General features: G+C 70.7%; 19 protein-coding genes. 9 read left to right on the forward strand and 10 right to left on the reverse strand.

Annotated features, from left to right (window positions below; translation table 11 throughout):
* Positions 1 to 7: 7 nt before the first annotated feature.
* Both ACE3Q8_RS07705 and ACE3Q8_RS07710 read left to right on the forward strand, forming a co-directional pair.
* Complete coding sequence (locus tag ACE3Q8_RS07705; RefSeq protein ID WP_374469676.1) at positions 8 to 547, forward strand: hypothetical protein; 540 nt, start codon at positions 8 to 10, stop codon at positions 545 to 547.
* A 370-nt stretch (positions 548 to 917) separates the two neighbouring features.
* Positions 918 to 1,259 (forward strand): hypothetical protein, encoded by a 342-nt coding sequence (locus ACE3Q8_RS07710; protein ID WP_374469677.1) that lies wholly within the window; start codon positions 918 to 920, stop codon positions 1,257 to 1,259.
* Positions 1,260 to 1,285: 26 nt separating this feature from the next.
* Here the strand turns inward: ACE3Q8_RS07710 and ACE3Q8_RS07715 are convergent, their stop codons facing one another.
* Both ACE3Q8_RS07715 and ACE3Q8_RS07720 read right to left on the reverse strand, forming a co-directional pair.
* Complete coding sequence (locus ACE3Q8_RS07715; RefSeq protein WP_374469678.1) at positions 1,286 to 1,831, reverse strand: hypothetical protein; 546 nt, start codon at positions 1,829 to 1,831, stop codon at positions 1,286 to 1,288.
* A gap of 157 nt (positions 1,832 to 1,988) precedes the next feature.
* Positions 1,989 to 2,198: a hypothetical protein gene (locus ACE3Q8_RS07720; RefSeq protein WP_374469679.1), complete on the reverse strand. Its 210-nt coding sequence runs from the start codon at positions 2,196 to 2,198 to the stop codon at positions 1,989 to 1,991.
* A gap of 463 nt (positions 2,199 to 2,661) precedes the next feature.
* On the opposite strand from ACE3Q8_RS07720, the gene ACE3Q8_RS07725 reads away from it, so the two are divergent.
* Positions 2,662 to 4,773 carry a putative bifunctional diguanylate cyclase/phosphodiesterase gene (locus tag ACE3Q8_RS07725; RefSeq protein ID WP_374469680.1) on the forward strand — a complete coding sequence of 704 codons (2,112 nt, stop codon included), beginning with the start codon at positions 2,662 to 2,664 and terminating at the stop codon, positions 4,771 to 4,773.
* Between the two features lie 29 nt (positions 4,774 to 4,802).
* On the opposite strand, the gene ACE3Q8_RS07730 is transcribed toward ACE3Q8_RS07725, so the two are convergent.
* From ACE3Q8_RS07730 to ACE3Q8_RS07760, 7 genes are all read right to left on the reverse strand, one after another.
* A complete protein-coding gene (locus tag ACE3Q8_RS07730) occupies positions 4,803 to 5,039 on the reverse strand; it encodes a hypothetical protein (protein WP_374469681.1) in 237 nt (78 codons plus the stop codon).
* Between the two features lie 29 nt (positions 5,040 to 5,068).
* Positions 5,069 to 6,052 carry a sensor domain-containing diguanylate cyclase gene (locus tag ACE3Q8_RS07735; RefSeq protein ID WP_374469682.1) on the reverse strand — a complete coding sequence of 328 codons (984 nt, stop codon included), beginning with the start codon at positions 6,050 to 6,052 and terminating at the stop codon, positions 5,069 to 5,071.
* A gap of 865 nt (positions 6,053 to 6,917) precedes the next feature.
* A complete protein-coding gene (locus ACE3Q8_RS07740; protein WP_374469683.1) occupies positions 6,918 to 8,021 on the reverse strand; it encodes a mannose-1-phosphate guanylyltransferase in 1,104 nt (367 codons plus the stop codon).
* A gap of 399 nt (positions 8,022 to 8,420) precedes the next feature.
* A complete protein-coding gene (locus ACE3Q8_RS07745; RefSeq protein ID WP_374469684.1) occupies positions 8,421 to 8,624 on the reverse strand; it encodes a hypothetical protein in 204 nt (67 codons plus the stop codon).
* Positions 8,625 to 8,678: 54 nt separating this feature from the next.
* Entirely contained in the window at positions 8,679 to 8,969 is a 291-nt protein-coding gene (locus tag ACE3Q8_RS07750; RefSeq protein WP_374469685.1) for a DUF1153 domain-containing protein, read from the reverse strand.
* Positions 8,970 to 9,293: 324 nt separating this feature from the next.
* Positions 9,294 to 9,695 (reverse strand): FAD-dependent oxidoreductase, encoded by a 402-nt coding sequence (locus tag ACE3Q8_RS07755; RefSeq protein ID WP_374469686.1) that lies wholly within the window; start codon positions 9,693 to 9,695, stop codon positions 9,294 to 9,296.
* Entirely contained in the window at positions 9,662 to 10,390 is a 729-nt protein-coding gene (locus ACE3Q8_RS07760; protein ID WP_374469687.1) for an NAD(P)/FAD-dependent oxidoreductase, read from the reverse strand. The genes ACE3Q8_RS07755 and ACE3Q8_RS07760 overlap by 34 nt, the downstream gene beginning before the upstream one ends.
* A 504-nt stretch (positions 10,391 to 10,894) precedes the next feature.
* Between ACE3Q8_RS07760 and ACE3Q8_RS07765 the strand changes: the two genes are divergently transcribed.
* The 3 genes from ACE3Q8_RS07765 (at position 10,895) to ACE3Q8_RS07775 (ending at position 15,216) form a co-directional block, all read left to right on the forward strand.
* Positions 10,895 to 12,061, forward strand: coding sequence for a RepB family plasmid replication initiator protein (locus ACE3Q8_RS07765; RefSeq protein ID WP_374469688.1), 1,167 nt, complete (start codon positions 10,895 to 10,897; stop codon positions 12,059 to 12,061).
* An 832-nt stretch (positions 12,062 to 12,893) separates the two neighbouring features.
* Positions 12,894 to 14,099, forward strand: a complete 1,206-nt coding sequence (locus tag ACE3Q8_RS07770; protein WP_374469689.1) for an AAA family ATPase — start codon at positions 12,894 to 12,896, stop codon at positions 14,097 to 14,099.
* Between the two features lie 94 nt (positions 14,100 to 14,193).
* Positions 14,194 to 15,216 carry a ParB/RepB/Spo0J family partition protein gene (locus tag ACE3Q8_RS07775; protein WP_374469690.1) on the forward strand — a complete coding sequence of 341 codons (1,023 nt, stop codon included), beginning with the start codon at positions 14,194 to 14,196 and terminating at the stop codon, positions 15,214 to 15,216.
* A gap of 60 nt (positions 15,217 to 15,276) precedes the next feature.
* On the opposite strand, the gene ACE3Q8_RS07780 is transcribed toward ACE3Q8_RS07775, so the two are convergent.
* Complete coding sequence (locus ACE3Q8_RS07780) at positions 15,277 to 16,314, reverse strand: DUF1612 domain-containing protein (protein ID WP_374469691.1); 1,038 nt, start codon at positions 16,312 to 16,314, stop codon at positions 15,277 to 15,279.
* Between the two features lie 159 nt (positions 16,315 to 16,473).
* On the opposite strand from ACE3Q8_RS07780, the gene ACE3Q8_RS07785 reads away from it, so the two are divergent.
* The 3 genes from ACE3Q8_RS07785 (at position 16,474) to ACE3Q8_RS07795 (ending at position 18,799) form a co-directional block, all read left to right on the forward strand.
* Complete coding sequence (locus ACE3Q8_RS07785) at positions 16,474 to 16,698, forward strand: hypothetical protein (RefSeq protein ID WP_374469692.1); 225 nt, start codon at positions 16,474 to 16,476, stop codon at positions 16,696 to 16,698.
* 143 nt (positions 16,699 to 16,841) lie between these two features.
* Complete coding sequence (locus tag ACE3Q8_RS07790; protein ID WP_374469693.1) at positions 16,842 to 18,050, forward strand: diguanylate cyclase; 1,209 nt, start codon at positions 16,842 to 16,844, stop codon at positions 18,048 to 18,050.
* A gap of 212 nt (positions 18,051 to 18,262) precedes the next feature.
* Positions 18,263 to 18,799, forward strand: coding sequence for a hypothetical protein (locus ACE3Q8_RS07795; RefSeq protein WP_374469694.1), 537 nt, complete (start codon positions 18,263 to 18,265; stop codon positions 18,797 to 18,799).
* Positions 18,800 to 18,801: the final 2 nt, after the last annotated feature.

The following is an 18,801-nucleotide window of genomic DNA, read 5'->3' on the forward strand; positions in this document are numbered from 1 at the left end:
GCGGCTGGTGCACCTCAGATGGGATGGCCCCTTTCAGCTGGCGCGGAGCCATCGGCACGGCCGCAAGATCGATCACCTGAGCAGCGTGGAGACCGACTTCGGCCTCTACCAGGTGTACGCGCAGCACCCTGTCTATGGGCGCAGCCTCGTCTTCATCGGCCAGGCGATCGATCAGCCCTTCGCCATGCGCATCTCACAGCAGCCGTGGAGCCATGCGGGGGACACCGACCCCGATCTGCTGGACGTGTACGTCGGCCGCATGGTGGGGAGTGAGACGATCACGCGCGAGCGTTGGGCGTTGGACCTGAGCGCCGCCGAGATCCTGCTCGTCCATGCGCACGCGCCGGCGCTCAATGCGACGCACATCCGAGAGGGACCCGGCTTTCGGCGCTGCGCCGAGGTGCGGGTGCTGAACTGGGGCGCGTGCGCCGCCCTGGCGCGGGAAGTCTCGGGACTGGTTTGGACCAGCGCGGCGCTGGCAGCCCAGCGGCAAGATCCCTACCGCCAGAGCGACCTGCTGCGGGCGTCGCACCTGGCGCCCCTGTAGCCTCCCGGCTCTGCGCCGCACGCCGCGCGCTGTGAGGCGGAGCGGCAGACGACGGCCTGCCACGTTCCGGCGGCGCCCCAGGCGCAGAGGCCCGCCGGGTACAGGTCGGTTCCCGCATGGTCTCGCAGCCGCGGTGGTCCGCCGCGCCTCCACGTGTTTCAGCCCGCCCGATCAACGGCTATGGTCGGACGCCAGCCGGAGGCGACACCATGACGTCCGCACCAGAGGGAAATCCCGCCACACCGGTCGCCGACACCGGGCGCCGGTTGGCGGCTAAGGTGGGCGCCGACCGGCTGGAACGGCGTAACGCATGACCCCCTTGGCTGACCTTCCTGCGGCTCTGCGGCAGGCGAGCGGGCCGGACCGCGCCTTGGACGTGGCGATCCGCTGCGCCTTTCCCTTGCCCGGTGAAGCCTCGCTCAAGGCGTCCGTGGCGCCGGGCATGGCCGTACGCCGCTACAAGAACGGCCGGTGGAACACCTTCGCCGTGGAGCGCTTCACCGCCTCCTTTGACGCCGCCATGGCGCTGAGCGAGCGCCTGCTGCCCGGGGGATCGCTCGCGCGGCTCCGGCGCGCCCTGGAGGCCCTTGATGCGCAGCCAAAGGAAGAGCGTCCGACCGAGCGCCTGCTGACGATGTTCCTCGCTGACCTGGTCGCCGACAGCCTGGTCCATCCGGCGGCAGGGACTGGCGAACGCTCCAGCCACGACTGAAGACCACAGGCCCGTCCGCGAAGGCCTCAGTGCGGACGGGCGAAAACCTTGCGCGCGAAGGCGACAAGCTCATCGTCCACATCAGCCCAGGCGACCTCGCGCCAGCCGACTTCCGGGTCCAGGTGGTTGTGATCCGCGGGCCCTGGAAACACGCCGCCGTAAAGCAGCGACACCTTGCCGGACGACCCCGCCGAAAGGGAGAGGTAGGGCAGCGGCTGACCGGCCGGGTGATCCGGCCGCCTGACTTCCAGACGATAGGCGGCGCCGTCGGCGTCGGTATGCCGGTCGTAGTAGGCCTGACAGCCGTGCTCGTGCGCCCGCTGCACGAACGCATCCAGCAGCGGCTCCAGGCGCTCGTCGGAAATCGTCTGGAAGCTGCGGTCCCCCGAGTTGCGGCGTTCCCCGCCGAGTTCCACGTCCAGAGCGCGCCCGAAGCGGCGCACCTCGTCGTCGCTCGGCGGCTGCGGCAGCATCGCGCGAGGCCGCGGGCGATCGAAGAAGAACAGGACCAGGCCGGCGATGACCACGAAGATCGCGATGCCAAGCAACTGGTGCACGGACTCTGACGACATGGGCCCCTCCTGTCCGCACCTATGATCCCGCTCAGCGGGGCGCGCCTTGATTTAGCGCAAGGCGAAGAAGGGTGGCCGGAGGTCGCGCAGAGGTCGTGGGGCGGCGCCTTATCCTGTTGGCCGCACGCCAGGCGCGCGAGCCCGGCTTCGGATGACCCTACCGCGACGAGGCACGCCCCTGTGACAGTCCCGCCGCCGGGGGCCCGAAGCGCCGCTCGCAGACGTCGATCGCGTCTCCCATCTCCGCAACCTGCAGGAACACGCGGTCGGAGCCGATCACCCACCAGCGCCCGTCACGCGTGAAGGCCGGCTGCCAGGTTCCGCCTCGGTCGAGGCGAACCCAGTAGAAGCCAGGCAGACGAGTCACGCGGTCCGCCACCCCGAGCGGCCGCCCGTCGCGGATGCGGTTGTTTGCGTCGGCACAACAGCCCTCGGTATTCGTCGCCGGGTGATCCTGGCCCGGTGAGCGGCCCCGTGAGGATCACGGTGGCCGTAGCCGTGTTCGGCGGCCCTCTCAAGCCGCCCCATAGCGCGTGCTCGGCGCCAGACGTCGCCGGAGCCGTCCAATGCGCGCCGTCCCCGGGCTCTTTCCCCCCTGCCCTCGACGCGTGCTGCGTCGCGCGTCGCCCATGGCAGCCATCGAAGAGCGCCGCGTGGCGACAAGCCGCGGCGTTCACCTGCACCGGGGCGCATCCTGCGCCGTGAGGCCGGGGCGGCGCGCCCAGCGCGCCCGCTTCCCATCCTGTGCGACGCCTCTCCCGGGCCGTCCGCCGCGGGCCGCTCGACGTGAAGCCATTGACTTCCGCGGGGGCGCGAACCCTAGTCGCGCTGTGAAGCTCCCTCACGCCGGACCCGAGACCGAGCCGCCGCCCGAGGCGCAGGACGATCCTGAGCTGGACCTCGCGCGCCGCCGAGACGAGATCCGCAGCCTGGCCAACGACGTGCCCGTGGTGATCTGGACGACGGACGCCCAGGGCCGGCTCACCTTTATCAACCGGCGCTGGACCGAAATCACCGGACAGGATGCGGCCGCAGCCGCCGAGGGTGGCGGCGGATTCTGGAACATGGCCCATCCCGACGATGTGGCCCGGGTCACCGCCGCCTACCACTCGGCGATCCGCGGGCAGCGGGAGATCCGGCTGGAGTATCGGCTGCGCACCCGCCAGGGGGACTGGATCTGGGTGCTGGACGTTGGGGAGCCGCGGCGCGACGCCCAGGGCGCCCTCCTGGGCTACGTGGGCGCCGTGATCGACATCAGCGAGCGCAAGGTCGTCGAAGCCCGCCTGGCGCAGACGGCCCACCGCCTGGGCGAGGTCCTGGAGAGCACCGGCGACTCGGTGATCGTCATCGATCGTGAGGGCGCGGTCTCCTACTTCAACAGCAACGCCAGCGCCCGGCTTCGGCCGCGGCGCATCCGGCTGGGCATGCCGCTCGCCTCCCTGTTCGCCAGCGAGGAGATCAGCGAGCTGGTGACGCAGCTCACGAGCGCCATGCGCAACGTCCAGCCGGTGCAGTTCGAAACCTACGTACGCCCCTTGCGCAAATGGCTCGAGGTGCGCGCCTTCCCTTCGGCAGAGGGCCTGTCCCTGTTCTTCCGCGATGTCAGCGAACGTCGGGCGGCGGAAGACGAGCGGCGGGCCGCCGCCGAGCAGCTGGCGCATGCGGCGCGTCATGACAGCCTTACGGGCCTCCCCAACCGACTGGCGTTTGGGGAACGCATGGCCGAGGCGCTGCGCGATCGCCTGCCCGACGAGACCTTGGCCCTGCTCTACTTCGACCTGGACGGCTTCAAGGAGGTGAACGACACCCTGGGTCACGCGGCCGGCGACGAGGTGCTGCAGGCGGTCTCGGCCCGGCTGCGCCTGATGCTGGACCCGCAGACCACGATCTACCGCCTCAGCGGAGACGAGTTCGCCGTCATCCGCCCGAGCCTCCCGCCCAGCGAGGCCACGGCCCTGGCGGCGCGGATCATCGAGCTTCTCAACCAGCCGGTGCAGGTGGATGGGGGGCGGGTGGTGATCGCCGGCAGCGTCGGGGTGGCGCTCGCGCCGGACCACGGCGTGGGCAGCGAGGCGCTGCTGAAGGCCGCCGACGTGGCGCTCTATCGCGCCAAGGCGGCCGGCGGCGGCGTCTGCCGCGTGTTCGACCAGGCGATGGCGGCCGCCTTGGCCGCCACCCGGGCGCTGAAGGCCGATCTGGGTCAGGCGCTCGACCTGGGGCTGCTGCGTCTCGCCTACCAGCCGCTGGTGAACCTGAGCACAGGGGTCGTCACCGGCTTCGAAGCCCTCCTGCGCTGCGACCATCCAAGGCTCGCGAGCCTGCCTCCCGCCCGTCTCATCGAGGGGGCCGAAGCCGGCGGACTGATGATTCCGATCGGGCAATGGGCGGTGCGCGAGGCGTGCCGCGCCGCCATGGCCTGGCCACCGCATGTGGCGGTGGCCATCAACCTGTCCGCCGTCCAGTTCGCCCTGGAAGGCCTCGTGCAGAACGTGGAGAGCGCGCTGCGGGAGACCGGCCTCCCGCCGGAGCGGCTGCAGCTTGAGATCACCGAGTCTCTGCCGCTGCGAACCGACTCCGAGAACCTGCGCAAGCTCCGCGCCCTGCAGCGGCTGGGCGTCACCATGGTCCTGGACGATTTCGGGACGGGCTATTCCTCCCTCTCCCACCTGCGCGCCTTCCCCTTCGCCCGCATCAAGCTCGACAAGAGCTTCGTGCGCGACGCCGGCGTCGACCCGCAATCGGAAGCGATCGCGCGGGCGGTGGCGTCGCTTGGCGAAGGGCTCGGGTTGAAGCTAACCGCGGAAGGCATCGAGACCGCCGACCAGGCCCGCTGGCTCCGGCAGCTGAACTTCAGCGACGGCCAGGGTTTCCTGTTCAGCCCCGCCGTCGATGAAGCGCAGGCCCGCAGCCTGGCCGATCATCGCTTCGCAGTCCCCAACTGATCAGCCTGCGGTGATGGCGGCCGCCGCGTTCACGCGGCGGGCGGCGGCTCCATGCAGGATAGCTGGTCGAGGTCGCGGCGCAGCTCCCGCACGATGAGCGCACAGACGTCCGAACGCCGGATTTCCGCCACGAGCCCGCTGTCCGCGGTCGTCTCGCCGCTCGTCGCCAAGACCACCTCGAGCGCCTGCAGCTTGTCGCGCAACGCCCCCAGGCTGTCGGCCCGCACCGTGAGCTGGCGAAGGAGAACGCGATCCGCCTCCCGCATCAGCGGCGCCAGCCGAGGATCGCCCCCCGTCACGCCGCTTCGGCCAGGATGCTACGGTTGCGACCCGTGCGTTTGGCGGCGTAGAGCGCCACGTCGGCCCGCGCCAGCCAGGCTTCGGCGCTCTCCATGGACGCCGACCCAAGCGCCACGCCGAAGCTGGCGGTGATCGGCGCCGGGAGCTCGCGGATCGGCCGCTCGGCCAGACTCACGCGCAGCGCTTCGGCCACAGCCAGGGCGGAGGCGCCCTCCAGGCAGGTGGCCGGCAGGAGCACGGCGAACTCCTCGCCGCCGATGCGCCCGATCAAGGCTCCGGGCGGCAGGTGCTCGCGGCAGGCCTGCGCCACGGCGCGCAGCACCACGTCGCCCACGGGATGCCCATAGGTGTCGTTGATCGCCTTGAACCGATCCACGTCCAGAAGGATCAGGGCGCAGGGCTCTCCGTCCGTGCGGAGCCGGCCGAGCGCCTGTTCCGCCGCCGCCAGCAGGCTGCGGCGCGTGAGCACGCCGGTGAGATGGTCGCTCTGCGCCATGATCCGCAGCTCGAGTTCGTCGACAATGATCGACGCCAGCGCGGCCAGCATCTCCCGTTGCGCGTCGTCGAACTGCCGCGGCACCGTGTCGATGGCGCAAAGAGCGCCGAGATTGTACCCGTCCGGCGTTGCGAGCGGCGCGCCCAGATAGCTGCGGATGTGCGGCGCTCCGGTCACCAGGGGGTTGTCCACGAACCGATCGTCGGCGAGCGCGTCGGGCACCACGAGCGGATCGCGCCCGGCGATGGCGTGGGCGCAGAACGACACGTCGCGCGGCGTCTGGGCCGGATCCAGCCCCTGGCGGGACTTGAACCACTGGCGATCCACATCGACGAGGGAGACGGCCGAGATCGGCACCTTCAGCGCGGTCTGAACCAGCTGCGTGATCCGGTCGAACGCCGGATCGGGCAAGGTGTCGAGCACGCTGTAGCGTTGCACGGCGGCGAGGCGGCCGGGCTCGTCCAGCAACTTGGCGTCAGTCATCGAGGACCCCAGTATGACCTCCGTTCGTGCCACAGGCGTACGCTGCGCGTCGAGCCCCGTACGGGCGCGGCTTTGTCGCACCCGCGCCTCGGGCCTTCTCGCCGGGCGCGCCTCCAGTGGCGACCGCCTTTGCCGTTCCACGCGAGGTGCGCCATGCGGCCTGGGACGGCTTATCGCGGCGGTCACGCCGGCGGTCCTGGAGGCCCAGGCAGGCCGGACGCTTGTTGGGGCCGCCCGGTCAGCCGCAGGCGCAGGACGAAACGATGGAGCGCCTTACCACGCATCGGGCGCTGGGGATGGCGGCCTGAGCGCAGGAGCTAGCGATGAGCGCGAGCACGGGGTTTGAGTCGTAGCCGCGGTCCGCCACGCGGCGGTTGGGACCGGCAGACGTCCGAGGAGTTGGGGACGGCGGCCATGTCCGAGGCCTGCCCCGGCGAGAGCCGCCGCCGCACCGGCCGGCCGGCCGGCTTAGGTGACGACCGCGTGGCTCTTGGTGCTCAGCCCTCCACGAGAACGGCCAATGGCGTGATCCGGGCGCCCTTTTCTTCGCCGGCGGCTTGGTGGTGGGCGCGGATGCTGGAGCTGTCGATCAACTGCATGGACTGTGGCCCGTCTGCTGTAGCGATTGTAGCCCGTCGTGTAAGGGCCGTAGCGCTCCGGCAGGTCCCGCTATGGCGAACCCGTTCTCGACCCGTGGGATATGCCGTTGATCACCTGCCGGTCAGCGGCCCGGGCCACCCCTCTCGGCTTGTTCGGCAGCAACGGCCCAATCAGCCGCCACTCCGCCTCGCTCGGATCATGTCGCGCCATCCGAAGCTGCTTTCGAAATCCTCCAGGCAAGCGTCTTGACCATCAGCAAGCCTTATTAGGACAGACTCTTGGCGAGCCTGCTGCGCTCGCGCAGGGCGGCCTGCAGCCCCTTCGGATCGTCGCGACGCGCAATGAGGATCTCGCCTTCGTGCACAACCACCACAAGATCGCGCACGCCGGCGAGCACGACGGGCTGGTCGGAGACCACGAGGCAAGCCGCAGAGCCGGCCGCCGTGACGGGGCCCTGGAACGCATTGCCGGAGGAGTCCTTCGCCGCCTCCGCCCAAATGGCGTCCCAGTTGCCCACATCGCTCCACCCGATATCGACCGTAAGCCCGGCCGCCCGATCGGTCTTCTCGAACACCGCCGTGTCGATCGGCTCGGAGGGCGCTTGGAGGAAGGCGGACCCCAGGCGCAGGAACGGCGGCTCCGGACGCGCGGTTCGCACGGCCTCGGCGGCGGCGGAGAGGATCGTGGGCGCCTGATGGCCGAGCTCTTCCAGGAAGCTGTCGGCTCGGAACAGGAACATGCCGGCGTTCCAGCCGTAACCTCCGTCCGCGAGGAAGGCCTGCGCCCGGGCCAGGTCAGGCTTTTCCACGAACGCCTCCACCGGCCGCACCCCCTCCCCTGGCGCGAGCTTGATGTACCCATAGATGGTGGCAGGGGCGCTGGGCTTCAGCGCAAACAGTACGAGCTGGCCGCGTTCGGCGGCCGGCGCGGCCTGCCGCACATAGCCATGCAGCGCCGCCACGTCGGCCACCCGATTGTCGGCATGGATCAGCATCATCAGCCGCTCGGGCCGATCCCGGGCGACAAAGGCCGCTGCGGCGGCGGCGGCGGCCGCGGTGTTCCTGGCCGCAGGCTCCAGCAGGATCGATTGGGGCGTTGCGCCGACCTGGGACAGCTGTGCGGCCACGAGCGGGCCGTGCTCAGCGCCCGCCAGCACCACGGCGGGCTCGAACAGGTCGCTGCGAAGCCGCAACGCCGTTTCCTGGATCAGCGTGTGCGAAGCGCCGAAGGCATGGAACTGCTTGGGTCGCTCGGGCCGGGAGAGCGGCCAAAGCCGCGTGCCGGAGCCCCCGGACAGAATGACAGGCGTGATCTTCACCGGCCGAACGCCGCGCAAGGCAGCCGCCGCCAAGCCCCACGCGCCGCGCATTTCCGGCGCTTATCACCAGAATGAGTATCGCGCGCCTTGCCACGCTGCGCCATGGGCCCAATACACCGGTGGATGATGCGGTCCTCCAACTTCCAGCGACCTGCCCCGCGCCGCGGCCTCGCCGAGAGCTGCCTGACGCTGGCCCTGCCGTTCGCCCTGCTCTTCGCCTGCGCAGCGGCCGGGATCGCAACGCGCGCCATGAGCGCCCGCCTGGAGACCCATGCCGGCGCGCCCGGCCCTGCGCAAGTCATGGCTGAGGCCCCTGCCCTGGCCGCCTCAACCGGGCCACGTGAGTATATCCAGCACGTTCAGCAGCGCCCACAGCACCAGCGCCAGGACCGCCAGCAGCAGGGCGATGAGAATGAGGCGTTTCATGCGCGCGCTCCGTCCACCGATTCGTCAGGCGTGGGCGGCGACCCATTCGGCCACATAGGCCTGAGCGCGCCGCGCCAGTCCGGCGGGACCTGAGAAGTAGAAGTCGCTGCCGGACAAGCGGCGCTGCTCTCGCCACACCAGAGGGCCGGTGTCTTCCGTGGTGAGAATCCGACGCAACACATCGCATCGATGGCGTGGGACGAAGGCGACGTAAGTGGCCTGCAGCACGTTGAACTCCTCCGAAGAGAGGAGACGGTGACTCGCGGCCGACTGTAAAGCGCCTCAGCGCGGGCGTTTGCGCGGCTTGGCCGGCCGGACGCGCAAAATGGCGGTCTCGTGGCGATAGCTGCGGGCATGGGTCGCGCGCAGGGCGCCGAGACCATGACGCGCCATCAGCTGCTCCCAGAGCGCGAACTCCTCCGAGGTGATCTCGTGGTCGTCGCAAAGCGCGTCACGCGTCACGCGCCCGCTCCACACGAGCGAGACGGCCAGCGCTTTTGCGCGGGGCGTCCAGCGACGCCCCTTCGCCGGCAGGTCCTCGTAGCCGAGATCCCGCGCGAACGAGTAGATCAAGAAATCGCCCGCGCCTGCAGGCCTGGCCGATCGTGACACGCGACGCTCCCCCCACTCGGGCCAAGCTCGGCTGTTTTGGTTAGCGGCAGGTTAATGACGATCCTCCTGCCTCGCCGATCGGGCCCCGCGCGGTGGCGACAGGCTTGGCGGCCGCGGCGGCTTGCCCGTGGAGCCGGTGCTTTCCGTCCCCTCCCCGCTCACGTGGCGCTCTCCTCTGCCGCCGCTTGAGGGCTCCACCGGCGACGAGGCGCCCGGCCCGCCCCCTTAGACGGTTCGCCGGTTCGACCGCCCGTCCGCGCCGACGGCGGGCTGCCGCCCTCGGCCTCAGGCGGCCAGCAGGCGGGCCACGTGGGCGCCGACCGCAAGCGAGGCTGTGAGTCCGGGCGACTCCATGCCGAAAAGATTGACCAACTGGGGCAGCCCGTGATCCGCCGGCCCGGAGACCCGGAAGTCCTGCTCGGCGCCGGGACCTGACAGTTTCGGGCGCACGCCGGCATAACCGGGCTGCAGGGCTCCGTCGGGCAGCCCCGGCCAATAGGACCGCACGGCGCTGTAGAACCGCTGCGCCCGCCTGGGATCAACGCGGTAGTCCGGCGCGGCCACCCACTCCACGTCGGGACCGAACCGGGCGCGTCCGGCCAGGTCCGAGGTCAGATGGACCCCCAGCCCGCCGGGCTCAGGCAGAGGATAGATCAGGCGGCGGAACGGCGAGCGGCCCTGCAGCACGAAGTAGCTGCCTTTCGCATAGTGCAGCGGTGGCCGGTGCTTGGCGTCCGGCCCTTGATGCGTGAGGCCAGCGCCTGGGCGCCCAGGCCGGCGGCGTTCACGACGGTCCGAGCCCGAGCCACAGGACGATCCTCGCCTTCAACGAAGATCGCCCAGGCCCCCTTCTCCCAGGCAAGCGCCGTTACAGTGACAGCGAGGACAATCTCGGCGCCGCGCGACTGCGCCTCCCCCAGCAGGGCCAGCATGTAGGCATGGCTGTCGAAGACGCCGGTCTCGGGGGACAGCAGCGCAGCCTCAGCGCGCAGGGCAGGCTCGAGCCGTCGCGCCTGCGCGCCGCTGAGCAGCCGCAAACCCGCCACCCCATTGGCGCTGGCGCGCGCCGCGACCCCCTCCAGGGCGGCGACCTGTTCCGGCCCGGTGGCGACGATCAGCTTGCCGCAACGATGGTGGGGCACGCCGCGAGCCTGGCAGAACGCGTAGAGCGCGCGCCGCCCCGCGACACAGAAGCGGGCCTTCAGGCTTCCTTGCGGATAGTAGATCCCGGCATGGATCACTTCGCTGTTGCGCGAACTGACCCCGGAGCCAATCGCCCGGGTCTGCTCGAGCACCATCACCTGGCGACCCGCCGCCGCCAGGGCGCGGGCTGTGGCAAGACCGATGGCGCCAGCGCCCACTACCACAACATCCAGATCCATGCCGGCAGTGTAGCGCGACCGGGGCCCGCGGGCAGCGCTGGCGTGGACCGGAAAGGCGCGGCGATAAGGGGCCATGAGCGGGCGGCCCTTGCGCATCCTGCAGGGACCGAGCGGCCGTCGCACGTCTCGTCGGCCTCGCGCCGCTCGGCGTTCGGCGTTCGGCGTTCGGCGTTCGAGGTTAGGGTCGGTGTTGAAGGCGGCTTTCTCCCTGCGAATCCATCGAAACGCCGCTGCGGTACGCAGCGGGTTGATTCAGGGATTCCAAGATTCTGATTCAGGGCCCGAAAGGTGTGGAACGGCAAAGGCTTACGACGATGATCCTGACCGCCCGGGGGCGTCGTCCTGACCGCTTGGGGGTGGTGTCCTGACCCAGCGGGGGATCTGTCCTGACCCCGAGGGGGCATCCTGACCGATTGGGGGCTTGGGGCGACCACCTCTCCGGTCCTGACTTGCGCTTTGAACCAGGGTCAGGAAAGCTGGCGGCCTCAATCGCACGAGATTCTGGTGGACGACGGGGACGAGGACGACGGGGGCGGGATTGCAGCGGACAGCGGTCCGGGCCGCGCCATGCGCGTGGCCCACGCTCTGCGTGCGCGCGAGGGCGAAGACTTCGCCAAGCCAGGCAATCTCGTGGAGGTGCGCTTCGTCAAGGGGCAGTCGCTCAGCCTTACCGCGTCCCGCTTGCTGGCCCTCATGATCCTCGCCGCCGGCGGAGACGCCTGGCGTCCGGTGGCCCACAAGATGCGCAAGGCCGACATCCGGCGCGGCCACAAGGGTAACGAACGCATCTCGGATATGCTGGAGGAGCTGCACCGGACCCTGTTTGCGATCGATGATCTATCCTGGCGCGGCAAGAAGGCGACGAAGCGTTTTCCGCTCATCCAGTCCTCCCGGGAGGAGGTGGAGGAGGATGGCGGCGAGCGTGGCTGGATCGAATGGGAGTTCACGCCGGACGCCCGGCGGCTGATCAAGGAGTCCGAAACCTACGCCGTCCTGAACCGCCAGGCGGTGCTGGGTTTCCGGTCGACCTACGCCCTGAGGCTCTACGAGATGGGCGCGCTGCGCATCCACCGTCGACAATCCACCTGGCGTGGCGACATGACGGCCCTGCGCGCCGCTTTCGGCATCGCACCGGAGCTCTACAAGGACTTCGCCCAGCTGCGACGCAAGGTGCTGGAGCGCGCCAAGGCGGAGATCGACCAGCTGGCGCACTTCACCGTCAGCTGGCGAGAGATCCGGCGGGGTCGTGCGGTCGTGGAGATCGAGTTCGTCTTCCAGCCCAAGGATGCGCCCGAGCAGCTGGCGGCGACCGCGGAGAACGAGCGCCACTCGGCTGGCCGCCGCGCCCGGCGTGAGGACATGGTGGAAAGGGTCGTCGCGCCGCCGCCGGTGAAGCGACTGGCAGCGCCGCCATACGCCGCGCTATCACAGGCCGCGGTCTCGGGGGCGCCGTCGCCGGCGCCGAGCACGTTTCCGGAGGGGTCTGTGCGCTGGTCCAAGACCTTCGCCCAGATCGCCCAGGCCCACGGGGGCGGCTGGGACATCGACCTCATCGCAGCGGCCTACCGTGAGCAGATGGGCGACCGTCTGGCCAAGCTTTCCGGGGCCAAGCTGACGCGGTCGTGGACCGGTTTCTGCCAGGCCTTTGCGGCGCGTCGCGGCCGCCCCTGATCCAAATTGCACCCGTGCAATTGCCCAGGCGGGGCGTCGCAGAAAGGGACACTCCCGCGCGCCCCCACGAGACCTGTTGTTGACCGACGCAATGCCGCAGCTGCTGCGCGTCGGCCCGGACGTGGCGGTCCGCGGTCGCGGCGATGGACGGCCTCCGCAGCCGCCCACCGGCCCCAGCGTCGTCGCCCTTGTGGACGCCAACCCTCAGGCGAGCCGGCTGGAGCGCCGCCGCGCATGGGGGGCGTGCGCGGGTTTACGCCTAGGCGACGAAGACGCCGGGCCAAGCCCTGACCTGAGCTGCGCCGGGAGCCACGTCGCCGCCGCAGGCGAAATTGCACCGGTGCAATCGCACTGGCGCGGCGACCCGCCCGCCATCCGGCGGACAGCCGGAGATGTGAGCCCAGCCGGCTCATAAGCCCTCAACCGCCGTTCTCACCGAAGTCCGCACTTGGGGGCCGAGGGGCCCGCGCTTTGCTGGCGCGCCGCCCTCCAACTCAAAGGCGCGGCGACAGCGATCCGCGGCGCTCCGTCGGCCGCCTTCTTGCGCGTGGCGCCCGCGCCCCCAATCGGTCAGGACGGCCCGGTGCGCCCGCGCATGCCCCGTGCCGCCCCGCTTGGCCAGAGCTCACGAATCGGGCGCCGTCGCTCAGTGCAGACCGTGAACGCGCCCCCACGAGGTCAGGTTACCCCCTCGTCAGCCCCAAAGAATCGGTTTTGGCTTTCGACCTGCCGTTAAGGATCGATTCACCAGGCGAAAATAGACCGTCTTGCCGGTAGCTTTCGAATTCCGGCGCGCCGCGCGCCTAAAATCGCAAGCTCAAGGGAGTCACTCATGCCCACCCCACTTGCGGAGGCTCAGGCTGCGGCTCTGGCGGCGCCCGTCGCTCAGCTTGCCCGGCGCGCGTCGGCGGTCGTTTCCAACCTTCGCGACGCGGCCCGCGCCGCGCGATCCGGCGCACGCCGCGAGCCGACCTTCTCGATCAGCGAAGCCGCGCGGCTTGTGGGTCGCACCCCAGCCGCCATCCGGGAGGCCGAGAAGGACGGTCGTCTGCCCGATCCGCCGCGCACCGAGACCAACCGGCGGATCGGTTACACCTTGGCGCAGGTGAACGATATGCGCGGCGCGTTCGGCACGCGGCCGTGGCGGACGCCCGAGGATCCCTGCGCTGTCATCGCGGTTCAGAACTTCAAGGGCGGGGTGGGGAAGTCGACCATCGCCGTGCACCTTGCGCAGTATCTCGCCATCCAGGGCTATCGGGTCGCCCTCATCGACTGCGACAGCCAGGCGTCGGCCACCACCCTGTTCGGCTATGTGCCCGATCTCGACCTGGACGAGGATGAAACCCTCTACCCCTTCCTGCGGCAGGAGGAGATGACATCCCTCGACTACGCCCTGAAGAAGACCCACTTCGACGGGCTGGAGCTCATCCCCGCCAACCTGCGCCTCTTCCAGTCGGAATATGAGCTGGCCGCGCGGATGGCGAGGGGCGGGGGCCGGCTGCTGGACCGGTTGGCGCAGGGCATCGCCTCCGTCTCCGAGCGGTTCGATGTGGTGATCCTGGATCCGCCGCCGGCCCTGGGGGCGATCTCGCTCTCCGTGCTGCGCGCGGCCAACGCGCTGGTGGTGCCGGTGCCGCCCACGGTCATGGATTTCTCCTCCACCGCCGCCTTCCTGGCGATGCTCGACGAAACCCTGCAGGAGCTCGCCACCCGCGATCTCGCCCCCGCCCTGAACTTCATCCGCGTGGTGGCGTCCAAGGCGGACGAGAACAAGTCGATGCAGAAGGAGCTCATCGCCCTGATGCGCCAGGTGTTCGGTCACGTGATGATCCGAACGCCGCTGAAGGACTCTGCCGAGATCGACAATGTCACGGCGCGGCTCATGACCGTCTACGAACTCGACAACCCGATGACCAGCAAGGCGGTCCGCGACCGCTGCCTGACCTACCTCAACGGGGTCAACGAGGAGATCCTGGTGGACGTTCGCGCCACCTGGCCGAGCCACGCCGAGCGCCTGCGGCGGGAGGGCCTGGCGTGAGCGCGCGGCATGAGGCGCCCGCCAAACGAACGGGCCACGCGCAAGTCGAGGCCGCCAATTGCACCCGTGCAATTTCCGCCATGAGGGATGGGCGATGAGCAAGAACCGTGGTTTCGCCGCCGGCCTCGCCGGCGCCCTGGACGTGGACCCTGCGGCGTCCGACCCGCCGCCGCAGGGCCGTCTCGGCATCGGCGTCCTGGCCGGCCGCAGCAACCGCCTGGCGGAACTGGCGTCCGGCGCCGTCGTGGCAAGGCCGGTGGAGCTCGTCGATCCCGGTCGTTGCCGGATCTGGGCGGAGCACAATCGCGAGTACGACAGGCTCGACGAGGCCCGCTGCGCCGATCTGATCGAGAGCCTGAAAGCGCAAGGACGGCAGGAGATGCCGGCCATCGTACGCCGCGTGAAGAACGACGCCGCCCACGATTTCGAGGTGATCTGCGGCGCGCGCCGGCACTGGACGGTGAGCTGGTTGCGGGCCCACAACTACCCGGACTTCCGGTTCCTCGTGGAAGTTCGCGAGATGACCGACGAGGAGGCCTTCCGCGTCTCCGACCTCGAGAACCGGACGCGAGAGGACCTCAGCGACATCGAGCGCGCCCGTGACTACCTGCGGGCCCTGGATCGTCACTACGAGGGACGTCAGAAGACCATGGCGCAACGGCTGAATGTTTCGGAAGCCTGGCTGAGCCGATACCTGGACCTCGCTCGCCTGCCCGGCGAGATCATCGCCGCGTTCGCCAACCCGCACGCCCTCAGGATCAAGCACGTCACCTTCCTGAAGCCGCTGCTGAAGCCGCAGGACCGGCGCGAGCGGGTGCTCGAGGCCGCGCGCGAGCTGGCGACGCAGCCCGAGGCCGGCTTGTCGCCGCAGGACGTCATCCGCCGCCTGACGCAGGCGGCCGACGCCCCCAAGCGGTCAGGCGCCCCCAAGCGGTCAGGTCAGCGTGGCGACAACCTGCTGTGCGCGCCGAACGGCGCGCCCGTGCTGCGGATCGATGACCGCCGACGAAGAGAGCTGCGGCTCACCCTGCTGCTGACCGGCGGCGCCACCCGGCAGGAGGCGGCGAGCACCCTGCGGAGCCTTCTGGAGCAATACTGGCCCGAGCCCGCCGACTGACGCAGCGGGCCGTCCTGCGCGCCGCGCCGTTGCGCCCGCCGGCCGCGAGGCGAGGGGGTGTCAGCCGCCCGCCAGCCGCCAGACGCGGAACCGACTGCGGCCGGAGATCTCCGTCACCGAGGCGCCGAGCCGGCGAAGCAGCAAGCGGGCGCCATGCGGCGTCAGCCCGACCGCGCGCGCCAGGCTCTCGGCGGTGACCACCGGCTGGTCAAGCAGCGCGGCCAACGCCGCCGGCGCCTTGGATGCGCGCCGATGCGCCGCCAGGCGGCGCTCGCACACCTGTCGCGCAAGGCTAAGGGCGGCCTGCTCGTCGCAGGCCTCCCGAGCCGCCGCCGCAAAGCTGCGGAGATGCCAGGCGAGCCGGTCCTGCAGCGTGGGCGCGAAGGGACGTCGGTCCCCAGAGGTCGTGAGCCGGCGGCGGCCCAGCGCGAGGGGAAGTTCGAGGGCGCGCACCCGCCGCCGGGACCGCAGGGCGGCGTTCACCACCAGGTCCGCAAGGTCTTCGCGGCGCCCCAACGGCGTCAGCGCGCGCCAGCTCTCCAGCGCCAGGGCGGCCCCGACCAGAAGGGGGAGGGGCGGCGACAGCCAGGCGCGCGCCAGACCAAGCCAGGCGGCGAGCGCCTGGTCGTCCTCGTCTGTGCGCACCGCCTGGATCTGATCTGTCGCCGCGCGGATCGCCTCGCCCACGCCCGCGCTGGCCGGCCGGGCCACCGGCAAGGGCGACGGCGGACGCTCGCGACGCCGGTCGATGAAGCCGGCGAGCGCGGCCGGCTCGAGCAGCGCGTCCAGCGAAAGCCGGCTCGCCCGACGACGGAGTAAGAGCGTTCGGTGCGCCGCGCGCAGGTCGGCGTCGGGCAGGGTCACGTCGAGCTCCTGATCGTGCAAGGCGAGCGCTTCGAAGCTTACCAGGGCCCCCGCCGACCAGGCGATGGCGCAGCCCTCCTTCACATCCAGCCGGCGCTGCACCCCCGTCCGGTGCGGGTCCGCCGCAAGGCGTTCGTCAGCGCGACTGACCTCGGCTTCCGCAGCCGCGAGCGCGAGCCAGAAGCGCTCCTCGGAGGCGGCTTCGGTCGGCTCGAAAAGGTCTCGCGGAATCAAGGCGGAAAACCCCGCAACGTAACTGAAACCGGGTGAAGCTTACGTCACCCATACGCCGCGCGCCAGCCTGGCGGCGAGGGCTCGCCAGCCGACGTTCACCGAATGGAAAGGTGCTCGGCTGCTATTGCTCGCCGCCACTTGGGGGAGGCGTTCGGGATGATGAGCTTCTTGGTTTGCGAGGCGCCGGAGGGATGGGCCGTGGCGCGGGCGGGCAGGGAACCGCTGGCCTATTTCGCGACAGCGCAAGAAGCGCTCGTCCATGCCCGCCGCCTGGCCGTGCAGCTCTGGCGCCGCGGCGAACCGCAGGTGGAGCTGCGCCTGGAAGGCCACGCCGGCGTGCTCTGGCGCTGGGGCGAGCCTGCGGTGCAAAGCCCCACAGTCTGACCCCGCGCGACGATGGACACCGAAGGACTGGAGCGTAACGTCGTTCCCCGCTAATCGAGCCGCTCGCCGATTGGCGGCGGAGAAGCTGCGGGACGATTGCCGGGGTGGGCGCAGAACAGAAGCTCGGGGGAGCCGGCTCGGCCGTGTGGGCTGAGGTCTTGCTTCGCCTGGACGAGACCACAGCCTTCGTCACCAGCGCCTTCGCGCTGGCGGGCGTCACCGCGGGACTGTACTTCGTCGCGCGCACCCGGCGCACCTATCCCGGCTTCCGCAGCTGGATGCTGTCTCTGGCCTGCGCCATGGCCGCGTTCCTGATGTTCGCCTTCCGGGGCGAGAACCCCGGGGTTCTCAGCCTGATCGTGTCGAACGCGGTGGCGCTGGCGGTCACGCCTTTGCACCTGGACGGCGTCCTGCGCTTCTTCGCCACGCCACGACTTCGACTCTGGCGCAGCCTGAACGCCGCTCTGGCCGCCGCAGCCATCGTGGGATTCGCCATCGCCGCCGCCAGCGGCGCGGAGCTGCGCACGCGGGTGGTGATCGCATCGGCGGCGCTGGCGGTCCATTTCAGCCTCACCACGGCGGTGCTGTGCGCCTACGCCGCCCGCCGCCGCTCGGCGCCCGTCACCCTGATGGCCCTGGTGAGCGGCGTGGTCATGGCCTGCGCCCTCCTGCGCGCCGCCAGCCCCCTGTGGTCCGGGCCGTTGGGCGTCTACGCCCTCTCCGACAGCGCCGTGGCGGCGGGCGCGGCCATGGCGACCCTGTTCTGTGTGCTGCTGGCCGTGGCGATGATCACGGCGCACGTGGAGCGGGTGGAGGGCGAACTCCACCATACCCAGGCGAAGCTCGAGCAACTCGCCGCCCAGGACGATCTCACCGGTCTCGACAACCGCCGGACCTTCTTCGAGCGCGCGCACCTGCTGTGGGAGCTGGCGGAACGCTACGACCGGCCTGTGGCCGTTCTGGTGTGCGACGCCGACCACTTCAAGGCCGTGAACGATCTCTATGGTCACGCGGCCGGCGACGACGTCCTGCGCGCCCTGGCTCTGGCCCTGGCGAGCGCCAAGCGGGGGACAGACCTGCTCGCCAGGATCGGCGGGGAGGAATTCGCCCTGATCCTGCCGGAGACCGACGAGACCGCGGCCCTGCAGGTGGCCGACCGCCTGCGCGCGGCGGTGCGCTCGGCGCTGATGCCCCGGCCCGGACCGGACCACGTCACCCTCAGCGTCGGGGTGGCGGTCCGCACCCCCATGGACGCCGACCTGCTGGCGGCGATGCGGCGCGCCGACGGCGCCCTGCTCAAGGCCAAGATCGCCGGCCGGGACCGGGCCCTCCTGGCGCCCGCTTCCGATTGACAGCAAACGTCGGTTCACCTGCGCCCTCAACCGGCGCCTGCTGATCAAAATCGCCGCGACACCTCAACTGATGGTGGAGTCGGCGCCGCCGATTTCCCCACATGCGGCAGCCCACGCGCTCAACACTGTGCAGGGTGTCGCAGGGGCCGGTCTTTGCATTGTGTTTACTGATATCGAGCCTTATGCAGCTAGGCGAGGGAAGGGGCATAACGGTGAGCGACGTCAGCGCACTGATCGGCAAGCTGAAGGCGAACGTCGCCTACAGGAACTTCGCCGCCGCCGACACGGTCGGCGAAACTTGGCCGGTCCTGGAACGCATCGCCCGGGCGCGGCAACTGGCCAGCCCCGGGGCGACCGATCAACCCCAGGCGGCGATCACGCCCCCGACGCCCAGCGCGCCTGCGCCGGAGAACAGCTGGGCCTCGCCGGCCGCCGCCGCGTCGCCGCCTGCGGCGTCGCAGCCGCCGCAACCCCAGCTGCAGCCGCTGCGCGGCGCCCTCGCCTCGGCGAGCTCCCTTGCAACGCCGCAGGTCCCCGCAGCGACGCCTGTCGCTCCCCTGCGCCGCCTGATCCGCGAGCCCGCGCCGTCTGCGCCGCCCGCGCCGGAGGCGCCGCCCGCCGCGGCGGCGGTCCGGCCCTCGCCGCTGTCGCGCTATGCCGCGCCGCCGACGCCGCCGCCCGGCGCCGCCGAGCCCCAGGACGCCGGCCGGCTGAGCACCGTGTTCGCCCGGCTGGAGCGGAAGGCCTAGGG

This window comes from Phenylobacterium sp. (genome assembly GCF_041913825.1).
In the GTDB taxonomy this organism is placed as follows: domain Bacteria; phylum Pseudomonadota; class Alphaproteobacteria; order Caulobacterales; family Caulobacteraceae; genus Phenylobacterium.